A 19,771-nucleotide genomic window follows, 5' to 3' on the forward strand; every position below is an offset into this window, starting at 1 on the left:
CCGTCCTGTCGCCGCCGGTCGGCTCAGAACAGGTCCACCGAGCCCCCACCGCCCGTGGCCGGCAGCACGGCCTTCGCGGCCGCGCGATCCTGCGCCACCAGGGCGTCGGTGTTGGTCGCTGCCAGCCGCTTGACCATCGCCTTGCCGCTGGCCGGGAAGAAGCACACCTTGCGCGGGTAGATGTCGAGCACGTCCTTGCTGACCACCGGGATGCGCTCGGTCTTCAGGTAGTCCAGCACGAAGGCGGTGTTGCGCTCGCCGACGTTGAGCGTGTTCATCCCGCTCACCACCGCGCCGCCGCCGAACACCTTGGCCTCGAGCGTCAGGCGGTTCGCGCCGCGCTTGAGCATCTCGTTGATGAGCAACTCCATCGCATAGGAACCGTAGCGGCCCGATTCCATCGCACCGCCGCCGTCGGGCAGCATGAAGTGGTTGAGTCCGCCGATGCGGCGCTCGCGGTCCCACAGGCAGGCGGCGATGCAGGAGCCCAGCGTGGTCATGATCAGCAGATCTTCGTCATGGACGAAGTACTCGCCCGGCAACACCTTCACGGCGTCGGCCTTGAAGTGGGCGTCGAAGAAGAAAAAGGAGGCCTCGCCTGGCTTGCGCGGCGCGGCCTTCAACTGCTCGAGGCGGGAGAACGGGCGGCCGGTGCCGCGCGCGGGGCCGGCGGCAGCGCCTGTGGGCTGGGCGATGGAAGAGAGCATGAGGGCAGGGGGCGGGTCGGGAAATTCAGCGATCCACGCGCTCGTAGACCGTCTTGCCGCGCAGGCGGAACAGTTCGCGCGCGTCGCTGAAGTTCTCGGAATGGCCGACGAACAGCAGGCCTCCCGGCTTCATCACGCGGTGGATGCCTTCCAGCACGCGGCGCTGCGTCGGGTTGTCGAAGTAGATCATCACGTTGCGGCAGAACACGATGTCGAACGGGTCTCCCAGCGCCCATGCGCTGCTCATCAGGTTGAAGGCGCGGAACTCGATCATGCGGGCCAGTTCGGGCTTCACGCGGATCGAGCCGGCGTTGGCGCCCTTGCCGCGCAGGAAGTGCGCGCGCAGCCGTTCGGGGCTCAGGCCGCGAGAGTCCGCGTCGTAGACGCCGCGGCTCGCGGTGGCCAGCACCTTGGTGTCGATGTCGCTGGCGACGAGCTTGACGTTGTGCTGGGAACCCAGCGCCTCGATGACCGTCATCGCCAGCGAATAGGGTTCCTCGCCGGTGGAGGCCGCGTTGCACCACATCCGCACGGCCTGGCCACGCCGTTGCTGCAGCGCCTGCGTCAGCAGCGGAAAGTGGTGCTCCTCTCGGAAGAAGCTCGTCAGGTTGGTGGTCAGGCAGTTCACGAACTCCTGCCACTCCGCCTCGCCGGCAGGGCCGGTGTGCTGTTCCAGCCACTGCAGGTAGCTGCCGACCGAGCGGTGCCCGGTGTCGCGTAGCCGGCGCGACAGCCGGCTGTAGACCATGGCCTGCTTGCCCGGCTGCAGGTTGATGCCGGCACGCTGGTAGATCAGGGCGCAGACGCGCTGGAAGTCGGCGGCTTCGAAATCGAACTCGCGTTCGCCGGCCGGCGGCGAAGCGGACGGGACGGATGACAGCACGGCGCTCATGATGGGGCGAGTTCGGACAGTGGCAGGGGGATCGTCAGGTTTATCGGCGGAAGTCTGGCGATCTTGAGCGGCCGACCGGGCCGCAAGAAGCCGAGCGGAAGCGGTGCAGTTCGCAGCTTCACGCCCGTGTCGCCCCCGCTAGACTGCCGTGATCGTGAAGCCTTCCCGCCCCTCGCCGCCGGACGCGCCCCTGCCCACCGACGGACTCCACCTCGACACCGCGCTGCAACTGCTGCAGCGCGCCGGGCACGCGCTGTCGACGGGTCCGCGCGACGCGACCTGGCTGCAGCAGCTGGTCGACGCGCTGTGCGACCTGTCCAGCCGAGACGCCCTCACCGGCCTGGCCAACCGCCGGCAGTTCGACCTTGCGCTCGAGCGCGAGACCGATCGTGTGGCCCGCTCGGGCGAGGCGGCACTGGTGCTGCTGCTCGACATCGACCATTTCAAGCGCGTCAACGATACCTACGGCCACGCCGCCGGCGACATGGTGCTGCAGGCCGTGGCGCGCACGCTGCAGGAATGCGTACGTCCGATGGACACCGTGGCCCGCTACGGCGGCGAGGAGTTCGCGATCGTGCTGCCCAACTGCCCACCGGCATTCGCCCAGGCGGCCGCCGAGCGCGTGCGCCGAGCGGTCGAGGCGCGCACCGTCCCGTTGCCACAGGGCACCATGCTGAGTGTCACCCTGAGCGCCGGTGGTGCCTTCGCTCCGCCATGGGTGCGCTCGTCGGCCCGCCTGTGGACCGAGCGTGCCGACGCCCAGCTCTACCGTGCCAAGGCCGAGGGCCGCAACCGCACGTGCATCGAGCCGACTGCCGTCTCGCTCGTCAGTGCCGAAGAGCGCGGCATGCTGTTCTCGCCCAGTCTGCCGATGCCACTCGACGATGCGGCGGCCACCTCCTAACTCCTCACCGCCATGACCACCGCTCCCACCGACCGACCCGCGCCGAACGACGCGCCGCCGCGCGCCCGCATCCTGGCCGTCACCAGCGGCAAGGGTGGGGTCGGCAAGACCTTCATTTCCGCCAATCTCGCGGCGGCGCTGGCGCGCCGTGGCCTGCGCGTGCTGGTGCTCGACGCCGATCTGGGCCTGGCCAACCTCGACGTGGTGTTGAACCTGCATCCCAAGATCACGTTGCACGATGTCTTCACCAGCGATGCCACGCTGGAGCAGGCGGTGCTGCCGGCGCCCGGCGGCTTCTCGGTGCTGCTGGCTGGCTCGGGACTGGTCGAATATTCGCGGCTGACGCCCGAGGTGCGCGAGAAGCTGCTCGCGGTGATCGAGGAAGTGACGCCGCGTTTCGACATCGTGCTGCTCGACACCGGCGCGGGCATCTCCGACGTGGTGCTCTACACCGTGTCGCTGGCCGACGAGGTGCTGATCGTCGCCACGCCGGAGCCGACCTCGATGACCGATGCCTACGCCACCATCAAGGTGCTGGCGATGCAGCAGTCACGGCGCGAACTGCGGCTGGTGGTGAACCAGGTGCCGCGCGCCGGCGACGGGCGGGGCGTCGCGCTGCAACTGCAGCAGGTGATCGACCGTTTCGTCAGTTCGGCCGTGGACACGCCGGTGCGGCTGGAACTGCTGGGCGAGGTGCCGCTCGACCCCTCGGTCCGCGACGCCGTCAAGAAGCGTCAACTGGTCGTCGAGACACTGCCGGGCACGCCCGCCGCGCAAGCGGTGAGCCAGCTGGCGGCCCGGCTCAGCCCCTGAACCTGCCGCGTCCGCCGGGCGCCGCCGCCGCTGGCGCATGCCGGCCCCGCCCGCGGCAAACGCTATGCTCCGGGCCGAAATGACCACGACCCCTCCTGAATCCACCGCCCCGGCGACACCCTACGAATGGGTCGGCGGCGAGCACGCCGTGCGCGCGCTCGTCGACCGCTTCTACGACCTGATGGACCTGGAGCCCGGCTTCCACGACCTGCGCCGCCTGCACCCGAGCACGCTGGACGGCTCGCGCGACAAGCTGTTCTGGTTCCTGTGCGGCTGGCTCGGGGGGCCGGATCTCTACGTCGAGCGCTTCGGCCACCCGCGCCTGCGCGCGCGGCACCTGCCCTATTCGATCGGCGTGCGCGAACGTGACCAGTGGATGGCCTGCATGGAGCAGGCGATGCACGAATGCGAGCTCGACCCCTTGCTCGTCTCGCGGCTCAAGCTTCGTTCGCCAACACGGCCGACTGGATGAGGAACCGGGGCACCTGAGGGCCGCGGTTCCTCTTCGGTCTAGACCGACGAAGGCGGCGCGCCGAGCAGCACGACGAGCGCGCCGGCGCCGCCTTCGGACCCGCGCGCCTGCGTGAAGGCCAGCACCTCGGCCTTCTGCACCAGCCAGGTCCTCACCTTGGCCTTCAGCACGGCCTGCCGGCCCGGTGAGCCATTGCCCTTGCCGTGCACCACGCGCACGCAACGCAAGCCTTGCCGACCGGCCTCGCGCAGGAAGTCGGCGAGCCGCTCGCGGGCCTCGTCCCGGCGCAGGCCGTGCAGGTCGAGATGGGCCTGGATGGCCCAGCCGCCGCGCCGCAACTTCCTGACGACGTCGATACCCACGCCGCTGCGGCGGTAGGACAGCGCTTCATCCGTGTCGAGCAGCGACTCCACATCGAACTCGTCGGACAGCGCCTCGCGCAGCGCGGCCTGCTCGTCACGCTGGCGTTGCAGCGGCACGGGCTCCGGCTTGGGCCGTGGCACCGGCGCGCGCACGGCGCGCTGGAGCGGAAACACCGGGCCGACGCTGAGCGCGAACAGGTCGCGCTCGCGCCGCAGGCGCGCCTCTGTGGCACGTTGCTCGGCCTCGAGCCGAGCCTGCTCTTGCGCGGCGTCGTCGATCCGGCGCTTCAGGGCCTTCAGGTCCTGCAGGCTGCCGGCCACCGGCGCGGCGGCCTTGCGGCGCGTTCGGCGCGCCCGGCCAACGGGCGGGTCGGCACTCACAGCAGCCCCCGCTCGGCGAACGACACCACGCTGCCCCGTGCCACCACGAAGTGATCGAGCACCCGCACGTCGACCAGCGCCAGCGCGGCCTTCAGCGCCTGTGTCAGGGCCTCGTCGGCACGCGAGGGCTCGGCCACGCCGGACGGGTGGTTGTGGGCCAGGATCGCCGCCGCGGCGTTGAGCGCCAGCGCGCGCTTGACCACTTCGCGCGGGTACACGCTCGCTTGATTCAGCGTGCCGCGGAACAGCTCCTCGAAGGCCAGCAACCGGTGCTGCGTGTCGAGGAACAGCACGGCGAACACCTCGTGCGGCTTGCTGGCCAACTGGAGCTGCAGGTAGTCCTTCACGGCCTGTGGCGAGTCGAACACCGGCGTCTGCGCCAGCCGCGAGGCCAGGCTGCGGCGGGCGATCTCCAGCACTGCCGCCAGCTCGGCCCGCTTGGCCGGCCCCAGCCCCTTCACGCTGCCGAGCTCGGCTGTGTCGGTTGCCAGCAGCCCGGAGAGTCCGCCGAAGCGATCGAGCAGCGCCTGCGCGAGCTGCAGCACGCCCTGGCCCTTGAGCCCGGTTCGCAGCAGAAGCGCCAGCAGTTCCGCGTCGGCCAGCGCCGCCGGGCCGCGGGCGAGCAGCTTTTCGCGGGGTCGGAGGTCGGCGGGAAGGTCTTTCACGGTGCAGTGCGAAAATCCACCCCAGTCTATCGAAGCGAAAGCAAACCTCCGTGGTCAACGCTCAACAGGTCCAGCCCGGGTCCTTCCTGACCCTGCACTACCGGCTCACCGGCCCGGACGGTGCCGATCTGATCAACACCTTCTCCGACAAGCCGGCCACGCTGTCGCTGGGCACCGGCGAGCTGGCGCCGGCCGTGGAGCGGCGCCTGATCGGCCTGGCCGAGGGCGCGCACACCACCTTCCAGCTCGCCCCCGGCGAGGCCTTCGGCGAGCGCAACCCCGAACTGCTGCAGCGCGTGGCGTTGTCGGTGCTGCGCGCGCACGGCGACCCCGACGAGCGCTACGGCGTCGGCGATGTGGTGCAGTTCCCCACGCCGGACGGGCAGGGCGCCTTCGCCGGCGTGCTGCGCCAGCTGGGCCCGCCCGAAGAAGACTGGGCGCTGTTCGACTTCAACCACCCGCTCGCCGGCCAGCCGCTGAGCTTCGAGGTGCAACTGATCGGGGTGCTGTGATGACGATGGACACGAGCCCGTCCCACGACGCCGAACGCGGCGTGACCGACGTGCTGCTGGCCGAGCCGCGCGGCTTCTGTGCCGGCGTCGACCGGGCGATCGAGATCGTGGAGCGCGCGATCCGCAAGTTCGGCGCACCGATCTACGTGCGCCACGAGATCGTGCACAACACCTTCGTGGTCAACGACCTGAAGGCCAAGGGCGCGATCTTCATCGAGGACCTGGCCGACGTGCCACCCGGCGCCACGCTGGTGTTCAGCGCCCACGGCGTGAGCCGCGCGGTGCGCGACGAGGCCGAGGCGCGCGGCTTCAGCGTCTACGATGCCACCTGCCCGCTGGTGACCAAGGTGCACGTCGAGGTGGCCAAGCTGCACAAGGAAGGCTACGAGTTCATCATGATCGGCCACAAGGGGCACCCCGAGGTCGAAGGCACGATGGGCCAGCTGAGCGAGGGCATCTACCTGGTCGAGGACGTCGACGACGTGGCGCAGGTGCGGGTGACGCGCCCCGACCGCCTGGCGGTGGTGACGCAGACCACGCTGTCCACCGACGACGCGGCCGAGATCCTGGCCGCCGTGAAGCGCCGCTTTCCGCACGTGCGCGAGCCCAAGCAGCAGGACATCTGCTACGCCACCCAGAACCGCCAGGACGCCGTGAAGGTGCTGGCGCCGCAGGTCGACGTGGTGGTGGTGGTGGGCAGCCCGACCAGCTCGAACAGCAACCGCCTGCGCGAGCTGGCCGAACGCCTGGGCACGCCGGCCTACATGGTCGACTCCGCCAGCGACCTGCGGCCCGAGTGGTTCGAGGGATCCGCCCGGGTCGGCCTGACCGCCGGCGCCTCGGCGCCCGAGCTGCTGGTGCACGAGGTGATCGAGCGCCTGCGCGCTCTGGGTGCGGTGTCGGTGCGCAAGATGGCCGGCGTGGAGGAAACCGTGCGCTTCCCGCTGCCCCTGGGGCTGGGCGACAAATCGATGGAAGGTGTGGCCTGACGCCGCAACCCTAGAATCGCGAGCCTTTTCCCGCCGCCACCCACCATGCTGGACATCAACCTGTTGCGCAAGGACCTCGAGGGCGTCGTCGCGCGCCTCGAGACGCGCAAGTCGCCACAGCCCTTCCTGGACGTGGAGCGCTTCACCGCGCTCGAGGCCGAGCGCAAGGCCATCCAGACCCGTACCGAGGAGCTGCAGGCACGACGCAACAGCCTGTCCAAGCAGATCGGCCAGCTCAAGGCCAAGGGCGAGGACACGGCGGCGGTGATGGCCGAGGTGGGCGGCATCGGCGACGGGCTCAAGGCCAGCGCCGAGCGGCTGGAGGTGATCCAGAGCGAGCTCAACGCGCTGCTGATGGCGTTGCCCAACCTGCCGCAGGCCGGCGTGCCGGTCGGTGCCGACGAGCACGCCAACGTCGAGGTGCGCCGCTGGGGCCAGCCGCGCGCGCTGGACTTCGCGCCGAAGGACCACGTGGACCTCGGCGCACCGCTCGGGCTCGATTTCGAGACCGGGGCCAAGCTGTCCGGCGCACGCTTCAGCTTTCTGCGCGGGCCGGTGGCCCGGCTGCACCGTGCGCTCGCGCAGTTCATGCTCGATGTGCAGACGCAGGAACACGGGTACGCCGAGTGCTACACGCCCTACATCGTGAACCGCGAGGTGCTCGAGGGCACGGGCCAGTTGCCCAAGTTCGAGGCCGACATGTTCTGGGTCACGCGCGGCGGTGACGACGACGAAGCCACCACGCAGTACCTGATCTCCACGTCGGAGATCTCGCTGACCAACAGCGTACGCGAGCAGGTGCTGGCCGCCGACCAGCTGCCGATCAAGCTCACGGCCCACAGCCCTTGCTTCCGCTCCGAGGCCGGCAGCGCCGGCCGCGACACGCGCGGCATGATCCGCCAGCACCAGTTCGACAAGGTCGAGATGGTGCAGATCACCACCGCCGAGCAGAGCGACGCCGCGCTCGAGGCGATGGTGGGCCACGCCGAGGCGGTGCTGCAGAAGCTCGAGCTGCCTTACCGTGTGATCACGCTGTGCACCGGCGACATGGGCTTCGGTGCGGCCAAGACCTACGATCTTGAGGTCTGGCTGCCGGCGCAGAACACCTACCGCGAGATCAGTTCCTGCTCCAACTGCGAGGCCTTCCAGGCGCGCCGCATGCAGACCCGCTACAAGACGGCGCAGGGCAAGAACGAACTGGTGCACACCCTCAATGGCTCGGGCCTGGCCGTCGGCCGTGCGCTGGTGGCGGTGCTGGAGAACGGCCAGAATGCCGACGGCAGCATCACGATCCCGGCGGCGCTGCGGCCCTACCTCGGTGGGCTCGAAAGGCTGGTGGCCTGAGCTACAATTCGTGGCTTCGCTAGCGATAGCGAGACCACAGTTTTCCGGAGAGGTGGCAGAGTGGTCGAATGTACCTGACTCGAAATCAGGCGTACGGTATCCCCGTACCGAGGGTTCGAATCCCTCCCTCTCCGCCAAGTAGTCCAAGCCCGCGCATGCCGCGGGCTTTTTTTGCCGAAGGCCCGCGCCGTGCGGCCTCCGGGCCGGATGGGCATTCTCTGGACGCCCGCGCCAGGGCCATCACCGCGTCCCTCAGGCCGGCTTTCTCAGTGGCCCGCCGCGGTGGTACGAATATCCCACCGACCATCGTGCCCGCAAGAAGCACGGCCCCGCACCGCGGGGCCGTGACCGTGGCGCTGGCTAGCTCAGCCCATGCCAAGCAGCGCCCGCTGTTCTTCCCAGTCCATCGGCAGCGGCCCCATCCGCGTCAGCCGATCGGCGGACAGCTCCAGCGGACCTTCCCCCGTCGCGATGGCCTCCACGATGTCCGGCGCCAGGAAGGCCAGATAGATCACCCGCGTCACGTACGACGGCGAGATCTGCGCCTGCTTGGCGACCTCCGCCACGGTGCTGCATCGCCCCGACGCCAGCAGCGCGAACCACCCTTGCGCCTTCGCGATCAATCCGATCAGCTTGCCATCGGCCTGGCGAGCCCTGGGCGCCGAGCCGTTCCCCACGATCAGCCGCATCGCCATCCCACAGCGCTTCAGCTGCACGGGCGCCTCGATGGTCGTCTGGACCATCCCCGGCAGCCCACCGGCCTTCAACGTGATCCGCAGCTGGTCCAGGCTGACCGCGATCCTCTCGACCAAGCGCTGAACCGTCTCGATCCGCGGCTTCACCTGCTGCAGCTCGCCCGCCGCCTCCTTCGCCTGCCGTAGCGCCCCTTGGACCGCCGTCGCATCGCCCGTCCCGGTGAGGGCGTCGATCACCCGGCCCTCGTCCTGCAGGAACCTCGCCAAGCAACCCACGACGCCACGCTCCAGCTCCGGCGCCGGAATGCGCAGCGTCTCCTCCCCACCCTTCCCAACGTAGTAGCGGTATCGCTTCTGCCCCTTGGCGGCATGGCTCGGCGTCAGCCGATCCCCGCTCGAGCCGAACACCAACCCGGCCAGCAGGCTGGCGTCCTTTGCCCCCCGCCGAACCCTCTGTCCCTGCCGGTTGCTCGCCAAGCCATCCTGTACGGCCTGCCAGACCGCCTGATCCACGATCGCCGGGTGATGGCCCTCGAACACCTGCCCCTTGTGCACGATCTGGCCCCGGTAGACCGGGTTGCTCAGGATCCGGTACAGGTGGCCCCGGCTGAACGGTCGATCGCCGGTCGCGCCTTCCCGCTGCGTCGCCCGCGGTGGCGTGCGCCACGCCCGGGCATCGATCTCCCGCTTCAGGCGACTCACGCAGCCCAGCTCCAGATACAGGCGGTAGATGGCCCGCACCCGCTCCGCCTGCACCTCCTCGATCGCCAAGGACCGCTCGTGCGGTCGGTAGCCGATCGGGGCGATCCCGCCCATCCACAGCCCCTTGCGCTTGGAGGCGGCGATCTTGTCCCGGATCCGCTCGCCGGTGACCTCCCGCTCGAACTGAGCGAAGGACAGCAGTACGTTCAAGGTCAGCCGCCCCATCGAGCTGGTGGTGTTGAACTGCTGGGTCACCGACACGAACGACACCCCGTGGGCGTCGAACTGCTCCACCAGCTTCGCAAAGTCCGCCAGCGAGCGGGTCAGCCGATCGACCTTGTAGACCACCACGATCTGCACCCGGCCGGCCGCCACATCGGCCAGCAACCGCTGCAGGGCCGGGCGGTTCATGTTCCCGCCGGAGTAGCCCCATCGTCGTAGACCGTCCGAGAGGCCTTCCAGCCCTGCGCCTTCTGGCTCAGGATGAACGCCTCGCTGGCCTCCCGCTGGGCATCCAGTGAGTTGAAGGACTGTTCCAGCCCCTCCTCGGACGACTTGCGGGTGTAGATCGCGCAGCTCAGGCTCACCGGCGCAGCCCGAAGAAGAGAGGGCCTGACCAGGCCGTGCCGGTGATGGACCGGGCGATGGCCGAGAGGCTGCGGTAGGTCTGGCCGTTCCACTCGTAGCCCGAGGACAGCACCGTCACCTGATGGGTCCGGCCCTGCCACTCGCGCAGCAGCCGGGTGCCAGGAGCCACGGTAGATGAGGAGGGCCCGGCAGATCGCCGCAGGGACCTCAGGAGGCGGTCAGGAGCGCTGGTGCCGAGTCGCTCGGCCATCTGCAGCTGCCAGCCCAGGGCCAGGGCCAGCATCTGGCCCGTGAGCCCTTGGGTGCCGGGTAACCGAACGCCTGGAGCCACCGATCGGCCAGTTGCGGGCGGGACAGCGAGGCGAGGGTGGCTAGCTCGGCAACAAGTGAGCTCATGCCTCGACGATGCGGTAGATCCGCACGCCGGCGTCGCTGGCCTCGCAGGCCACCGACAAGCCGAGCTTCTTGCGCAGCACGCCGCTGATCGTGCCGCGCACGGTGTGGGGCTGCCAGCCGGTCAGCTCGGTCATCTGCGGCAGGGTGGCGCCGGAGGCCGAGCGGAGCAGGGCGATCAGGCGGGATTGCTTGGTGCCGGGGATCTCGGCGGCCGGGGGAGCGGGTGGAGGCGTCGACCGGCGTGCAGCGCGAGCGGGGGACGTGGCGGCTGCACGGGCGGCGGGCTTGGTTGTGCGCGCGCGCGGGGAGGCCTTGGCGGAGCGGGACGGGGTCTTGGGCACGAGCTTCTCCTGGTGTGGCGCCGCGACGGCCGCGGCGGCACCAGTACCGCTCGAATGCGCGAAGGCATCAAGTCATCTGCGCCGAGAAGTGGCGACAAGTCCGCAGTTGGCCGTCCACAGCGGCGCGCCTGCTGTCGGCACGGCAGCGGTTGCGGTCATGCGGACCTCTGCCTCTGCTGGCCGCTTGCGACGACATGGCCCACTGAACGCGTTCGACGCTGGCCAGTCGAGGCTTGGGCAAGTCTCAGATGGCATCGCTCGCAAGCTGCGCCTGGATCACCAGGCACCAGGGCCTGCTCATCATCGGACCCACCGGGGTGGGCAGCCCTGGATCGGGTGCGCCATGGGCAACCAGGCATGTCGTCGGGGCCTGACGGTGCAGTTCCATCGGATTCGCGAGTTGTACGACCAGATTACCGATGCGCAGCACGACGGAACGCTTCGAAAGCTGAAACTAGGGCTCACGAAGTTGAACTTGCTGATCCTTGACGATTTCTGCATCTGCGACATGACGACCATTGCGGCGCAGCTACTGCTCGACGTCATCGACAGCCGCCAGAACTGCGGATCGCTGCTGATCGCGAGCCAGTACCTCGTGGACAAATGGCATGGGCTCCTTCCCGATCAGACCATTCCCGACGCCACGCTGCACCGATTCGTGCACACCTCGCACCGCCTTGAACTTGAGGGGCGAGTCGACGCGCAAGCTTCGCGCGAAGCTGGAGCCTAACGCGGCGTAACGCCGTTCAACGAGCCGTTGCTCGTCGTACCGGGCAACGGCCGACGTCATGCGCAAACCAGTACCTGCTGGCCACCCGCGTGGCATCGCGATTCACCCGAGCTACTTCGTCCAAGGTCAGCTCGCAGTCGATGGCGCCGGCGGCCAAGCAGATACCTGGTGCCACTGGCAGGATCGGTTCGTCGATGACGGCGTCCGGAACTAGAAACTCCAGCCCGTTGGTGGCGCTGAACACTCCCCAGCGCATAGCATGCGCACCTCGCACCCACTCTCGGTCAATGGAGATGAGCCGGTCCATGCCGGCGGCCATCCGACCCGGTAGTGACCCATGGGGCTTGAGAAACATAACTCCGCCCTTCTTTCCAATCGCTCCTGTGCATCAAGGGTCAGGTCGCGTTCTCCCGCCATGATGTTGATCTGCAAGTCTGACAGCGGGTCACGGGCGCGAAGGCAACGGAGTCGCCAGAGGAGATACATCTCTGTCATCGGACGGTGCATGTCGGAGCTCAAACTAGACAGTGACTGTTCGGTGAGGCGGTGGACGATCGCTTGGTTCTGTCCTCGATAACTTGCCCAGGCCGGACTTAGATTTCTGGTCCCACGACCTCATCGTGCAGAAGAGAGGTTTGCCCGGCTTAAGTTGGCGATCAATATCCTCTTCAAGGAAGCGCGCATGCACAAGCCCGTCGCGGCCGCAGGACCGCTCGATGGTCCGGCTTGGCATCAGGTGCTGCTGGATGGTCAGCTCATGTGGATTGCCGGGTTGAGTTCTTTCGCATCGCGCCATGCCTGGTCTATCCTGCCGACATGCCCAGAGACTACCTCTCCGCTTTTCCCATCCCTGGCCATCTCGTCCCGGCGAAGCTCCGCGAGCTTCTGGCCCCAGTCGGCCTGGAGCCGACGCTTCGGATCGAGGTGAGCGCAATGTTCGAGACGGATGAGCAACAGCGGCCCACCGAGGTCGTGCATTTCCAGATGGCTGTAGTCCCCGAGGACAAGGCCGACGAGCTTGGTGTCTTGGATGAGGCGGCGGGCGGCGTTGTCGCGTATTCGGTTCCCACGCTCGGCGGAAAAGGCCAGTCGGTGAACTTCGCGCCGGATCTGTCCGGATACGACTACGTGGTCGCGTCTTGGGGCGACGGTTCCTTCTACACCTTTAGCCTGTCTGAGAAGGTCTGGATGGCATTGGGGTTGACACCGCGCTGCCTGGGCAACGACGAGCAGCGTCTCGTGTACGACGACCTCGGGTTGCCTGAGTTCGGAATCGCTGAAGGCGAGGTCTCCATGGAATATTACTGGGAGGCCCAACGGAACGTCAGTTGGCGCATGTCCAACGAGCACCTCCGGCGGTACCTGTGGATGCGTGGCGCTGTTGGCGTGCGGTCGTTCTACTATGGCGGCCCCGTCGACGATGCCCCGGAAGTCCGAGCCTGATGAACGGGCAATCGCACGTCTCTATCAACGCGGATGGTGGATGGTGCGAGGTCGACATCCAGGAAGACGACGACGGGTTGTACCTCCAGGTCTGGGCAACCGTGACCGCCGTGTCCTGCGAGCTGTGCGCCGAGCAGCGCGCCGACGTCCTGATCTGGCCAGGGCTAGATGGCCGATGACGCGCGCTAGAGCCAACGCAATGCTGGCCGGCGGCGTCGTCCACCTCGGCGACCGGTTCCTTGAGCGCTACGAGCAGAATGCCTTCTACAGGGCAACACCCAACCGCTATGGCGACATCAACCCGTCCTACCGCGGGCAATGGACGTTTTCCGGCTGCACCCGCGTGGGTCGCAACCTGATTCGAGTCCCGATTCGCGAGCTGTACAAGCCTAAGCCCGACCGAGAGATCGTCCACGCGCACCGCTTTGTCCTGGACGAAGCCCGGGTGGCGGCCACTGATCTTGGCGAAGAGCACATCGTCGGAAAAGTGCAGCGGCTTGTGGGGCAACTGCTGGATCTCGGCGATAACCTGGCCCGCCTTGCAACCTCGCTGGGCATCCAGAGCGATGCCGAATCCCTTGTTGGTCTGTCCAGGGCTGAGGTGGAGGCTAATGGCTGGCATCGATATACGCAGCTGAGCCGTTTGGCGCGCGTCGCACCGTTGGACATGACGCAGGCCGCATTCTTGTCCAGGTGCAAGAGCCTGCACGAGCTGTGGCAGCGCGTCCCAAACGGGATTCTTCGATCCATGCTGCGTAGTGCCGGTTGCCCGGCGAAGGACGTCAAGGACCTGGCGAGCGGCAAGCTGCTGCAGGCGCTCCTCAATATCGTCGAGAGTCTCGACGCTCAGCAGGAGTCCATCGAAGCGTTTTCTTCGGAGGATGCCCGTGAGGACTGGAATCGCAGGAACGAGCGCTTGGCCGCGCTCTTCTTGAACAACGATCTCCGGGTCGCCGAGGCGCATGATGCCGTTGGCGAAGCGTTGCAGACGCTACAGGCCATGGGTTTCGACACCGCCAGCCTGAACCAGGGGTACGGTCGCGCGCTTGACTTCGTTTTCGATGCTGTGATTGACGCCTTCGCTGCGATCAATCAGCCACTGCGAAAAGTGCTTACCTCATAGATAGGCCTGGGCAAGAGATTCCTGGGCATGTTCCCTAGCTTTCACCATGTTTCCTGAGAGGTGTGAGAAGCCGCTGCTGCCTCCCGCTAAGAGCACCGCTCAAGCACCGGCGTGCTGCGCGTCGCGACTACTAAGTTGCTCGTGACGGAGCGGGCGATGATCCAAGACGCCCTCTTGACTGGAATGCAAGCCAATTCATCGATCGCGCGAAGTACGGAGTTGCACTACGATTGTGCCGCCCATGTTCGGAAGAGTCTCGTTCGAGAGCGCATGGCGCCGAACCCGCCAATAAGCGGCATTTGGATCGGGTGCTAGGAGAAGCCGCGCCAGGAGGAGATCCGTTTGCCGATTCGTCTGCGCTTCCTGCTCGATACGAACATTTTGATCCCGTTGCAAGATTCGATGGCAGTGCTGCGTCCCAGCCTTGCCGATTTCATGCGGCTGTGCAACGCCCACGGACACCAGCTGCTGTACCACCCGGCGTCGGTCGATGACATCAATCGCGACCCTGACGCTGACCGGCGTGCCCGTACGCTTGCTCGGCTGCCGCAATACACGTTGTTGCCCGAGGATCTCACTGCGAGTGGAACGATACGCCAGGCTTGTCGGCGAACGACGCATGCGACAACCGCATCCTCTGGGCCCTCAAGCAGAACGCAACCCACGCGCTTGTCACTGAGGATCAGGGGCTGCACAAGAAGGCGCGGGCACATGGTCTGAGCAACCAGGTTTATTACATTCAGGCGGCCGACGACTGGCTCAAGCGTTTGCATGAGCCAGCATCGATCACATTGCCAAACATTGAGGAGGTTGAGCTTCACACGCTAACGCCGCAGCTCCATAGCAATTTCTTCACCAGCATTCGGAGCGACTACGCTGGCTTCAACGCTTGGTTTCGGCGGATCGCCATGGAAGGGCGTCGGGCCTGGGTGTATCGCGAGCCTGGCCAAGGCGAGATCCACGCCATCTGCATCTTCGCCGTGCAGACAGACGAGAAGATCTCCGATGACGGTCAAATCCTGCCTGGACCGGCACTCAAGCTGTGCACGTTCAAAGTCGGGGAGGCGGTACGTGGCCGGAAAATTGGCGAGCTATTCTTGCGCGCCGCCTTCCGGTACGCAACGCAGCATCAGTGCGAACACATTTTCCTGCACGCAAACTCCCGGCAGCAGGACCACCTGACCAGTCTGATTGAGGATTTTGGCTTTTGGGAGCGCGGCCAGTACAAGGGCGACGCGGTCTTCGTCAAGGACCATCCTGTGCGGCCGCCAGCTGTTCGGCTTGACGCGCGCGAATACGTCAGGCGCTACTACCCGCACTATATCGGCGGCGTCGATGTCGAGAAGTTTATCGTCCCGATCCTGCCCGAGTTCCACAGCATCTTGTTCCCGGATTGGCTGGTCGCTGGCCAAGCCCTGCCGGTCGGCCACCCGCTGCGCCACGTCAGCAACGCCATCAAGCTCGCCTACCTATCCAACGCAGGGAGCAAGAAGCCCCGGCCGGGTGACGTGGTGCTCTTTTACCGAAGCCATGATCAGAAGGCAATCACGACGCTGGGCGTCATCGAATGCTACGAGTCGATGGGGCAGGCGGACCAGATCGCTCGCCTTGTGAGCCGGCGCACTGTGTATTCAGATGCTCAGATCGCGGAGATGACCCGCCAGAATAGGCGGGGGGCCACCAAGGTCATGCTGTTTAGGCTCATCGAGCACTTCGACAACCCGGTCACCTATAAACAACTGCAGAGGCCGCTGCGTGTCGTTAGCGGCCCGATCCAATCCATCACTCACATTACCGATGAGTCTTTTTCAAGAATCCTCGCAGCAGCCGACCGGTAGAGCTGTGCTGCTGTCAATCAAGCCGAAATACGCGGACTTGATTCTCTCGGGCACAAAGACCGTAGAGCTTAGGCGCAGCTGGCCGTCCAACGACGTGGGCGTGATGGTCATCTACTCGTCCGCCCCCATACAGCGCCTCACCGGAATCGCGCTGATCACGGAGATCCGCGAGTGCACGCCGGACGCGCTGTGGGATGTTGCACAGGCTCATGGCGGTGGAGTCACGGAAGACGAGTTGAAAGAATACATCGGCAAGAAGGCGCTCGCCTACGGCGTCATGCTGGGCCGCGTAGAGGTCGCGGAAGTGCAGGTTGATCCCAAAGAGCTGTTCCCGAACTTCACTCCCCCACAGGGCTTCCTGTACTTGAGCCCCTCGGACTACCAGCGTGTGAAGTCAGCCATGTTTCCAGGAGGCATTAACTTGTGAACATCTTCGTTGCCGGTATCCATGGCGTGGGTAAGACCTACCTGGCAAAGCGTCTGCCAGCGCATAGTGGATTGATGCATACGTCGGCGAGCACGCTGATCAAGAAGGAGCGCGCGCTGCCAGATTGGAACGTTGACAAGCGTGTGGCCGAGGTAGACGCGAACCAACTCGCGCTGGCCCAAGCAGTCGCACGACACAACGAAGCCGGTATGGCACTTCTCCTCGATGGCCATTTCGTCTTGCTCGGGCAGGAGGGAGAGTTCAAGCCGCTCGACACTAAGGTATTTGAGGCGCTCAACCTCAAGTCCGTCGTGTTGATTGAAGCGGCTCCGGAAGTCGTGGCGGGGCGGGTAAGTGGGCGCGATGCATTGCACCGAGGCCCTGCATGGCTAGCCGAATTTATGACGAAGGAGCGTTCGCAGGCAGAACTGGTGTGCGCCGAGCTGAAATTGCCGCTCAGTGTGCTCGAGTCGCCCGATGATGCTGAGTTCTCAAGGGCGGTGGGCGTCGTCGTATGATGCTCATCGTGAGGTGCCAAACTGCCGATTTCAGGCGACCGGTCGTCCCCAATGCTGAGGTGAAAATCGAGACCGAAGATGGGAGTGTCATCCTGAACACGCAGTAGCGCGAAGAGGCGCCTTATCTAGTGCTGGCAGATCATCTTGGCGCCCGAGGCGCTGCCTATAGCAGCTGACACAAGCTGAACGTGAACGATGTGAGCCCGCGGCTATTGACGTTCGCTAAGACGCGACTGTGCAGGCGTCTGAGTGGGGCGATGAGAATGACCATGGGCCTTGGGAGCGGCCGATTTGGATGCCGACGGCTCTTGACCGGCTGGCAGCTGTAGTGGGTCAGGAACGGCGCTTCGGATCAGGTTTACTACGAAGCGTTGTCCTCGAAACAGCCGCCATCCGTGGCGCTTATAGCGCCACTTCGCTTGAAGTCAGGAAGTCGTCCGGACTAAGGCAGGGCATGTCTGCTACCGGCCCATCGGATGGCGCGCCACACGGACCACGGTGAGATGGAGCGACTCTCAACCGCGCTTGTAACACTGGGCAATCCAATCAAGGACGCCCTCGCGATCTCGGCCCTCAAGTTCCCAGCGATTCCGCTCAAAGAAGAGCTGGGCTTCCTGAGAGAAGTAAGCGGTGGTGGCCAGGATCGCCTTACTCGCACGGTTGTCCGCCTTGACCCCCAACAGCTCCCGGACCGGTCTCACACCAATCGTCTTGCGCTTGTCTGGGTGCTTGCATTCGATCAAGTATCTCAGATTGACCTCAGCCCGACGAATAGCGATGACATCTCGGCCGCCGTCGCGGGTTCTCTTCGTCAGTTCGACTTCGTATCCCAGGCCATCGAAAATCTCGGCGATCAACTTCTCGAAGTCCCGATGTGAGAGCTTCTGGAAGAGGTCCGGCGAGTTGTGCAAAGCTTCAAGCATCCGCTGATCGAAGAACTTGCAAACCTGAATGACGCTCGACGGACTATCGAGAGGACCTAGATCGAACAGGCCTATTGGTTCTTTGAATCCAAGCCCCATCGTATCGCACAACGCTCGGTAGGCTATCCGATAGTCGCCTGTGAAGTCGATCGCGTTGGCGGGTTGTCGCCATGAAGAATTCTTGTCTACCAGCACTGGAATCACGCGGAGCCTTTGCTGCTTGAACTGCACCATCTTTGCCAGTTCAATCTCGCGGCGCATCCAGTCAGAAGTTGAAGTGTTCTTGGACACAACAAACAGAAAGTAATCTGAGGAAGCAAGCTCTCCTGCCATGAAGCTCTGGATGTCATATCTTGCGTCAAGATCCTGGTTGGCGAACCAAACATTCACCTTCGCTGTGAACATCAAGTCGTCCTCAAGACGTTTCAGCAAGGGCGTGTCATGATCGATATGCGTGTGTGACACGAAGACTTTGATGGGGCGCCGACGATGATCATCATTCGGCTCAAGCGAGTCGTCCAAAGGGCGCTCATGCTCGTCTTCCCACGAGCCCGCTGAGGATTCTTGGCCACAGGCATCGCATTCCACTACGGTCCAAGGCAGTAGGAATGCCCCTAGTTGCCAATGGCGCGAGGCTTTGCAAAGAGGACAGTGAAGCCCGGACATCGCTAGCTTTCTGATCAGGTGGATAAGCCGCTGCGGAGCAGCCTCCGACGATTGAGCCTGTCTCCGTCAGATTCACGGTCCGCCATCGCGGAAGGAAAAGCTGAACGCTCCCTGCGGCGGTCGACGCAAAACATGCTCCGGCTTGAGATGCATGCGCGCGCTGGACGGAACACCGTCATCGCCCAGCACTTGAACCTGCTGATGCGAGCTCAGCTTAAGCAGCGCCGTCTCGACCATGTGGCGCGTCGCTGGCGTGGTGTTGATCAGCCGCAAGAAGAACTGCTCGAAGCTGATGCCATCGGGCACCTCGCTGAGGAGCCTGGGAATTTGCGCCAGCATGGCGTCTTCGCTGACCGTGGCGGCCACTTCAGAGAAGTCAAACCCGGTTTGCAGCTTGCCGGTGTCGTCGAGCTTGCCGATGTAGCCGGTGCTGAACATGTTGAAGCCGGCGCCGCCGTAGTGCGCGAAGTGGTTGTGATGCTCCCAATGAGTGGACGCCATCACATCCCTAGCTTTCCAGTGCTGCGAGAGGTGCAGCAGCCAAAAATCACCGAAGCCCTGCTCGGGCCGGATGAAGAACGGCGTGTGGAACTTCGCCGCGGACGCCCGCGTCACGTCCTCATACAGCGTGGCCTGCAGCGCCACCCGCCACCACGGCGACTTCTTGAGGTCGTCGATCTCCGCCGCAGTCATCCCGCTGCGGATGCCGGTGGCAGTCTTGAACTGGTTCAGGTTCTTCACGTCGAGGAACTTGATCAGCGCATCCACGTAGAAGGTCAAGATGACCTCGGCTTTGGCAAGTCTGCTGAAGATGTCGCTCAGGCAATGCATGGGCACAGCCGAGTACCCGTATTGGTCGAGGACGAATAGCGCACGGCCTGACCTGGTACTGCGTGCCTCGCAGCGCTTGATGACGGCGTCGCTGTAGTCAGCGAACTGCCCGCGGATCAGCCGGATCCGCTCGGAAGCTAGTGCCTGGCCGTAGTTGCGCTGAACCAGGAGGTTGCGCAGAAACTCCAGTGCCGATGGGCACTCGTCGATACAAATCAGCTCGACGTCAATGTCGATGGGCTTGCGACGGTCCTGGCGAGTCATGACCAGGTACTTCGCCTCCTCGATGGCTTCGAGGATGACCAGCGGCGAACCGGGCGTCTCCCGGCCGTCCTCATTGATGTAGAGGCCTCCACCGCAGAAGCCGTCAGCCACGGTCATCCGGATCTGTTCCCGCTGCAGTCGCGAGAACAAGGTCAGAAAGTACTTGATTAGGTAGTTGCGAAGCAGCGCATGTTTGACCTCACTATGGCGCTTCAGAAGCGGGGGCATGCTCCCCCAAACCCAGT

24 protein-coding genes, 1 tRNA gene and 1 pseudogene are annotated in these 19,771 nt (G+C 65.3%); 14 read left to right on the top strand and 12 right to left on the bottom strand.

The window, feature by feature from the left end; translation table 11 throughout:
• Positions 1-23 precede the first annotated feature (23 nt).
• On the bottom strand, positions 24-707 hold the full coding sequence (cheD, locus tag Y694_RS02310; RefSeq protein WP_036229514.1) for a chemoreceptor glutamine deamidase CheD: 684 nt from the start codon (positions 705-707) through the stop codon (positions 24-26).
• A 25-nt stretch (positions 708-732) separates the two neighbouring features.
• On the bottom strand, positions 733-1,599 hold the full coding sequence (locus Y694_RS02315) for a CheR family methyltransferase (protein ID WP_011830284.1): 867 nt from the start codon (positions 1,597-1,599) through the stop codon (positions 733-735).
• 148 nt (positions 1,600-1,747) lie between these two features.
• On the opposite strand from Y694_RS02315, the gene Y694_RS02320 reads away from it, so the two are divergent.
• The 3 genes and pseudogenes from Y694_RS02320 (at position 1,748) to Y694_RS02330 (ending at position 3,805) form a co-directional block, all read left to right on the top strand.
• On the top strand, positions 1,748-2,503 hold the full coding sequence (locus Y694_RS02320) for a GGDEF domain-containing protein (RefSeq protein WP_011830283.1): 756 nt from the start codon (positions 1,748-1,750) through the stop codon (positions 2,501-2,503).
• A gap of 12 nt (positions 2,504-2,515) precedes the next feature.
• A complete protein-coding gene (locus tag Y694_RS02325) occupies positions 2,516-3,316 on the top strand; it encodes a MinD/ParA family protein (protein WP_011830282.1) in 801 nt (266 codons plus the stop codon).
• Between the two features lie 79 nt (positions 3,317-3,395).
• Positions 3,396-3,805, top strand: a pseudogene (locus Y694_RS02330) (group II truncated hemoglobin).
• A gap of 21 nt (positions 3,806-3,826) precedes the next feature.
• Here Y694_RS02330 and Y694_RS02335 read toward each other — a convergent pair.
• Both Y694_RS02335 and radC read right to left on the bottom strand, forming a co-directional pair.
• The gene (locus tag Y694_RS02335; RefSeq protein ID WP_011830280.1) at positions 3,827-4,531 is read right to left on the bottom strand and encodes a Smr/MutS family protein; all 705 of its coding nucleotides are present in this window, start codon (positions 4,529-4,531) and stop codon (positions 3,827-3,829) included.
• Complete coding sequence (gene radC / locus Y694_RS02340; protein ID WP_011830279.1) at positions 4,528-5,196, bottom strand: RadC family protein; 669 nt, start codon at positions 5,194-5,196, stop codon at positions 4,528-4,530. Before radC ends, Y694_RS02335 begins: the two co-directional genes overlap by 4 nt.
• 50 nt (positions 5,197-5,246) lie before the next feature.
• Here radC and Y694_RS02345 point away from each other — a divergent pair, with 50 nt between their 5' ends.
• The 4 genes from Y694_RS02345 to Y694_RS02360 all read left to right on the top strand — a co-directional run bounded on the left by Y694_RS02345 (position 5,247) and on the right by Y694_RS02360 (position 8,178).
• Positions 5,247-5,708, top strand: a complete 462-nt coding sequence (locus Y694_RS02345) for a peptidylprolyl isomerase (protein WP_036229516.1) — start codon at positions 5,247-5,249, stop codon at positions 5,706-5,708.
• Positions 5,708-6,697, top strand: coding sequence for a 4-hydroxy-3-methylbut-2-enyl diphosphate reductase (gene ispH, locus Y694_RS02350; RefSeq protein ID WP_051495514.1), 990 nt, complete (start codon positions 5,708-5,710; stop codon positions 6,695-6,697). Before Y694_RS02345 ends, ispH begins: the two co-directional genes overlap by 1 nt.
• 45 nt (positions 6,698-6,742) lie before the next feature.
• A complete protein-coding gene (gene serS / locus Y694_RS02355) occupies positions 6,743-8,041 on the top strand; it encodes a serine--tRNA ligase (protein WP_036229517.1) in 1,299 nt (432 codons plus the stop codon).
• 46 nt (positions 8,042-8,087) lie between these two features.
• Positions 8,088-8,178 (top strand) — tRNA-Ser (locus Y694_RS02360).
• A gap of 228 nt (positions 8,179-8,406) precedes the next feature.
• On the opposite strand, the gene Y694_RS02365 is transcribed toward Y694_RS02360, so the two are convergent.
• The 4 genes from Y694_RS02365 to Y694_RS22325 form a co-directional block, all read right to left on the bottom strand.
• Positions 8,407-9,849: a recombinase family protein gene (locus tag Y694_RS02365; RefSeq protein ID WP_051495515.1), complete on the bottom strand. Its 1,443-nt coding sequence runs from the start codon at positions 9,847-9,849 to the stop codon at positions 8,407-8,409.
• Positions 9,846-10,025 carry a recombinase family protein gene (locus Y694_RS25325; protein WP_051495516.1) on the bottom strand — a complete coding sequence of 60 codons (180 nt, stop codon included), beginning with the start codon at positions 10,023-10,025 and terminating at the stop codon, positions 9,846-9,848. Before Y694_RS25325 ends, Y694_RS02365 begins: the two co-directional genes overlap by 4 nt.
• Positions 10,022-10,309 (bottom strand): DUF2924 domain-containing protein, encoded by a 288-nt coding sequence (locus tag Y694_RS02370; protein WP_051495517.1) that lies wholly within the window; start codon positions 10,307-10,309, stop codon positions 10,022-10,024. The genes Y694_RS25325 and Y694_RS02370 overlap by 4 nt, the downstream gene beginning before the upstream one ends.
• A 109-nt stretch (positions 10,310-10,418) precedes the next feature.
• Positions 10,419-10,763 (bottom strand): DUF3489 domain-containing protein, encoded by a 345-nt coding sequence (locus Y694_RS22325; protein WP_051495518.1) that lies wholly within the window; start codon positions 10,761-10,763, stop codon positions 10,419-10,421.
• A 157-nt stretch (positions 10,764-10,920) separates the two neighbouring features.
• Between Y694_RS22325 and Y694_RS24035 the strand changes: the two genes are divergently transcribed.
• Positions 10,921-11,493 carry an ATP-binding protein gene (locus Y694_RS24035; protein WP_255343759.1) on the top strand — a complete coding sequence of 191 codons (573 nt, stop codon included), beginning with the start codon at positions 10,921-10,923 and terminating at the stop codon, positions 11,491-11,493.
• A gap of 16 nt (positions 11,494-11,509) precedes the next feature.
• Here the strand turns inward: Y694_RS24035 and Y694_RS24040 are convergent, their stop codons facing one another.
• Positions 11,510-11,800, bottom strand: coding sequence for a hypothetical protein (locus Y694_RS24040; protein ID WP_152543496.1), 291 nt, complete (start codon positions 11,798-11,800; stop codon positions 11,510-11,512).
• A gap of 509 nt (positions 11,801-12,309) precedes the next feature.
• Between Y694_RS24040 and Y694_RS25330 the strand changes: the two genes are divergently transcribed.
• The 3 genes from Y694_RS25330 to Y694_RS25340 are packed head-to-tail and all read left to right on the top strand — an operon-like array spanning position 12,310 to position 14,059.
• On the top strand, positions 12,310-12,936 hold the full coding sequence (locus tag Y694_RS25330; RefSeq protein ID WP_152543495.1) for a hypothetical protein: 627 nt from the start codon (positions 12,310-12,312) through the stop codon (positions 12,934-12,936).
• Positions 12,936-13,115, top strand: a complete 180-nt coding sequence (locus tag Y694_RS25335; RefSeq protein WP_051511975.1) for a hypothetical protein — start codon at positions 12,936-12,938, stop codon at positions 13,113-13,115. Before Y694_RS25330 ends, Y694_RS25335 begins: the two co-directional genes overlap by 1 nt.
• Positions 13,116-13,135: 20 nt before the next feature.
• A complete protein-coding gene (locus tag Y694_RS25340; protein ID WP_231497492.1) occupies positions 13,136-14,059 on the top strand; it encodes a hypothetical protein in 924 nt (307 codons plus the stop codon).
• Between the two features lie 195 nt (positions 14,060-14,254).
• Here the strand turns inward: Y694_RS25340 and Y694_RS24625 are convergent, their stop codons facing one another.
• Positions 14,255-14,680 carry a hypothetical protein gene (locus Y694_RS24625; RefSeq protein WP_197028715.1) on the bottom strand — a complete coding sequence of 142 codons (426 nt, stop codon included), beginning with the start codon at positions 14,678-14,680 and terminating at the stop codon, positions 14,255-14,257.
• On the opposite strand from Y694_RS24625, the gene Y694_RS02390 reads away from it, so the two are divergent.
• From Y694_RS02390 to Y694_RS23090, 3 genes are read left to right on the top strand one after another with little or no spacing between them, the layout of a single operon-like run.
• Positions 14,662-15,897 (top strand): GNAT family N-acetyltransferase, encoded by a 1,236-nt coding sequence (locus Y694_RS02390; RefSeq protein ID WP_197028716.1) that lies wholly within the window; start codon positions 14,662-14,664, stop codon positions 15,895-15,897. The two genes, Y694_RS24625 and Y694_RS02390, sit on opposite strands and share 19 nt — an antisense overlap.
• A gap of 4 nt (positions 15,898-15,901) precedes the next feature.
• A complete protein-coding gene (locus Y694_RS22330; protein WP_051495520.1) occupies positions 15,902-16,324 on the top strand; it encodes an ASCH domain-containing protein in 423 nt (140 codons plus the stop codon).
• The gene (locus Y694_RS23090) at positions 16,321-16,842 is read left to right on the top strand and encodes an ATP-binding protein (RefSeq protein WP_081771382.1); all 522 of its coding nucleotides are present in this window, start codon (positions 16,321-16,323) and stop codon (positions 16,840-16,842) included. Before Y694_RS22330 ends, Y694_RS23090 begins: the two co-directional genes overlap by 4 nt.
• Before the next feature lie 515 nt (positions 16,843-17,357).
• Here Y694_RS23090 and Y694_RS22335 read toward each other — a convergent pair.
• A complete protein-coding gene (locus tag Y694_RS22335; protein ID WP_161728058.1) occupies positions 17,358-18,287 on the bottom strand; it encodes a restriction endonuclease in 930 nt (309 codons plus the stop codon).
• 216 nt (positions 18,288-18,503) lie between these two features.
• Positions 18,504-19,754 (bottom strand): three-Cys-motif partner protein TcmP, encoded by a 1,251-nt coding sequence (locus tag Y694_RS02410; RefSeq protein ID WP_231497493.1) that lies wholly within the window; start codon positions 19,752-19,754, stop codon positions 18,504-18,506.
• Positions 19,755-19,771 lie beyond the last annotated feature (17 nt).

The sequence above is a fragment of the Methylibium sp. T29-B genome, from assembly GCF_000576225.1.
Classification (GTDB): Bacteria; Pseudomonadota; Gammaproteobacteria; order Burkholderiales; family Burkholderiaceae_C; genus Methylibium; species Methylibium petroleiphilum.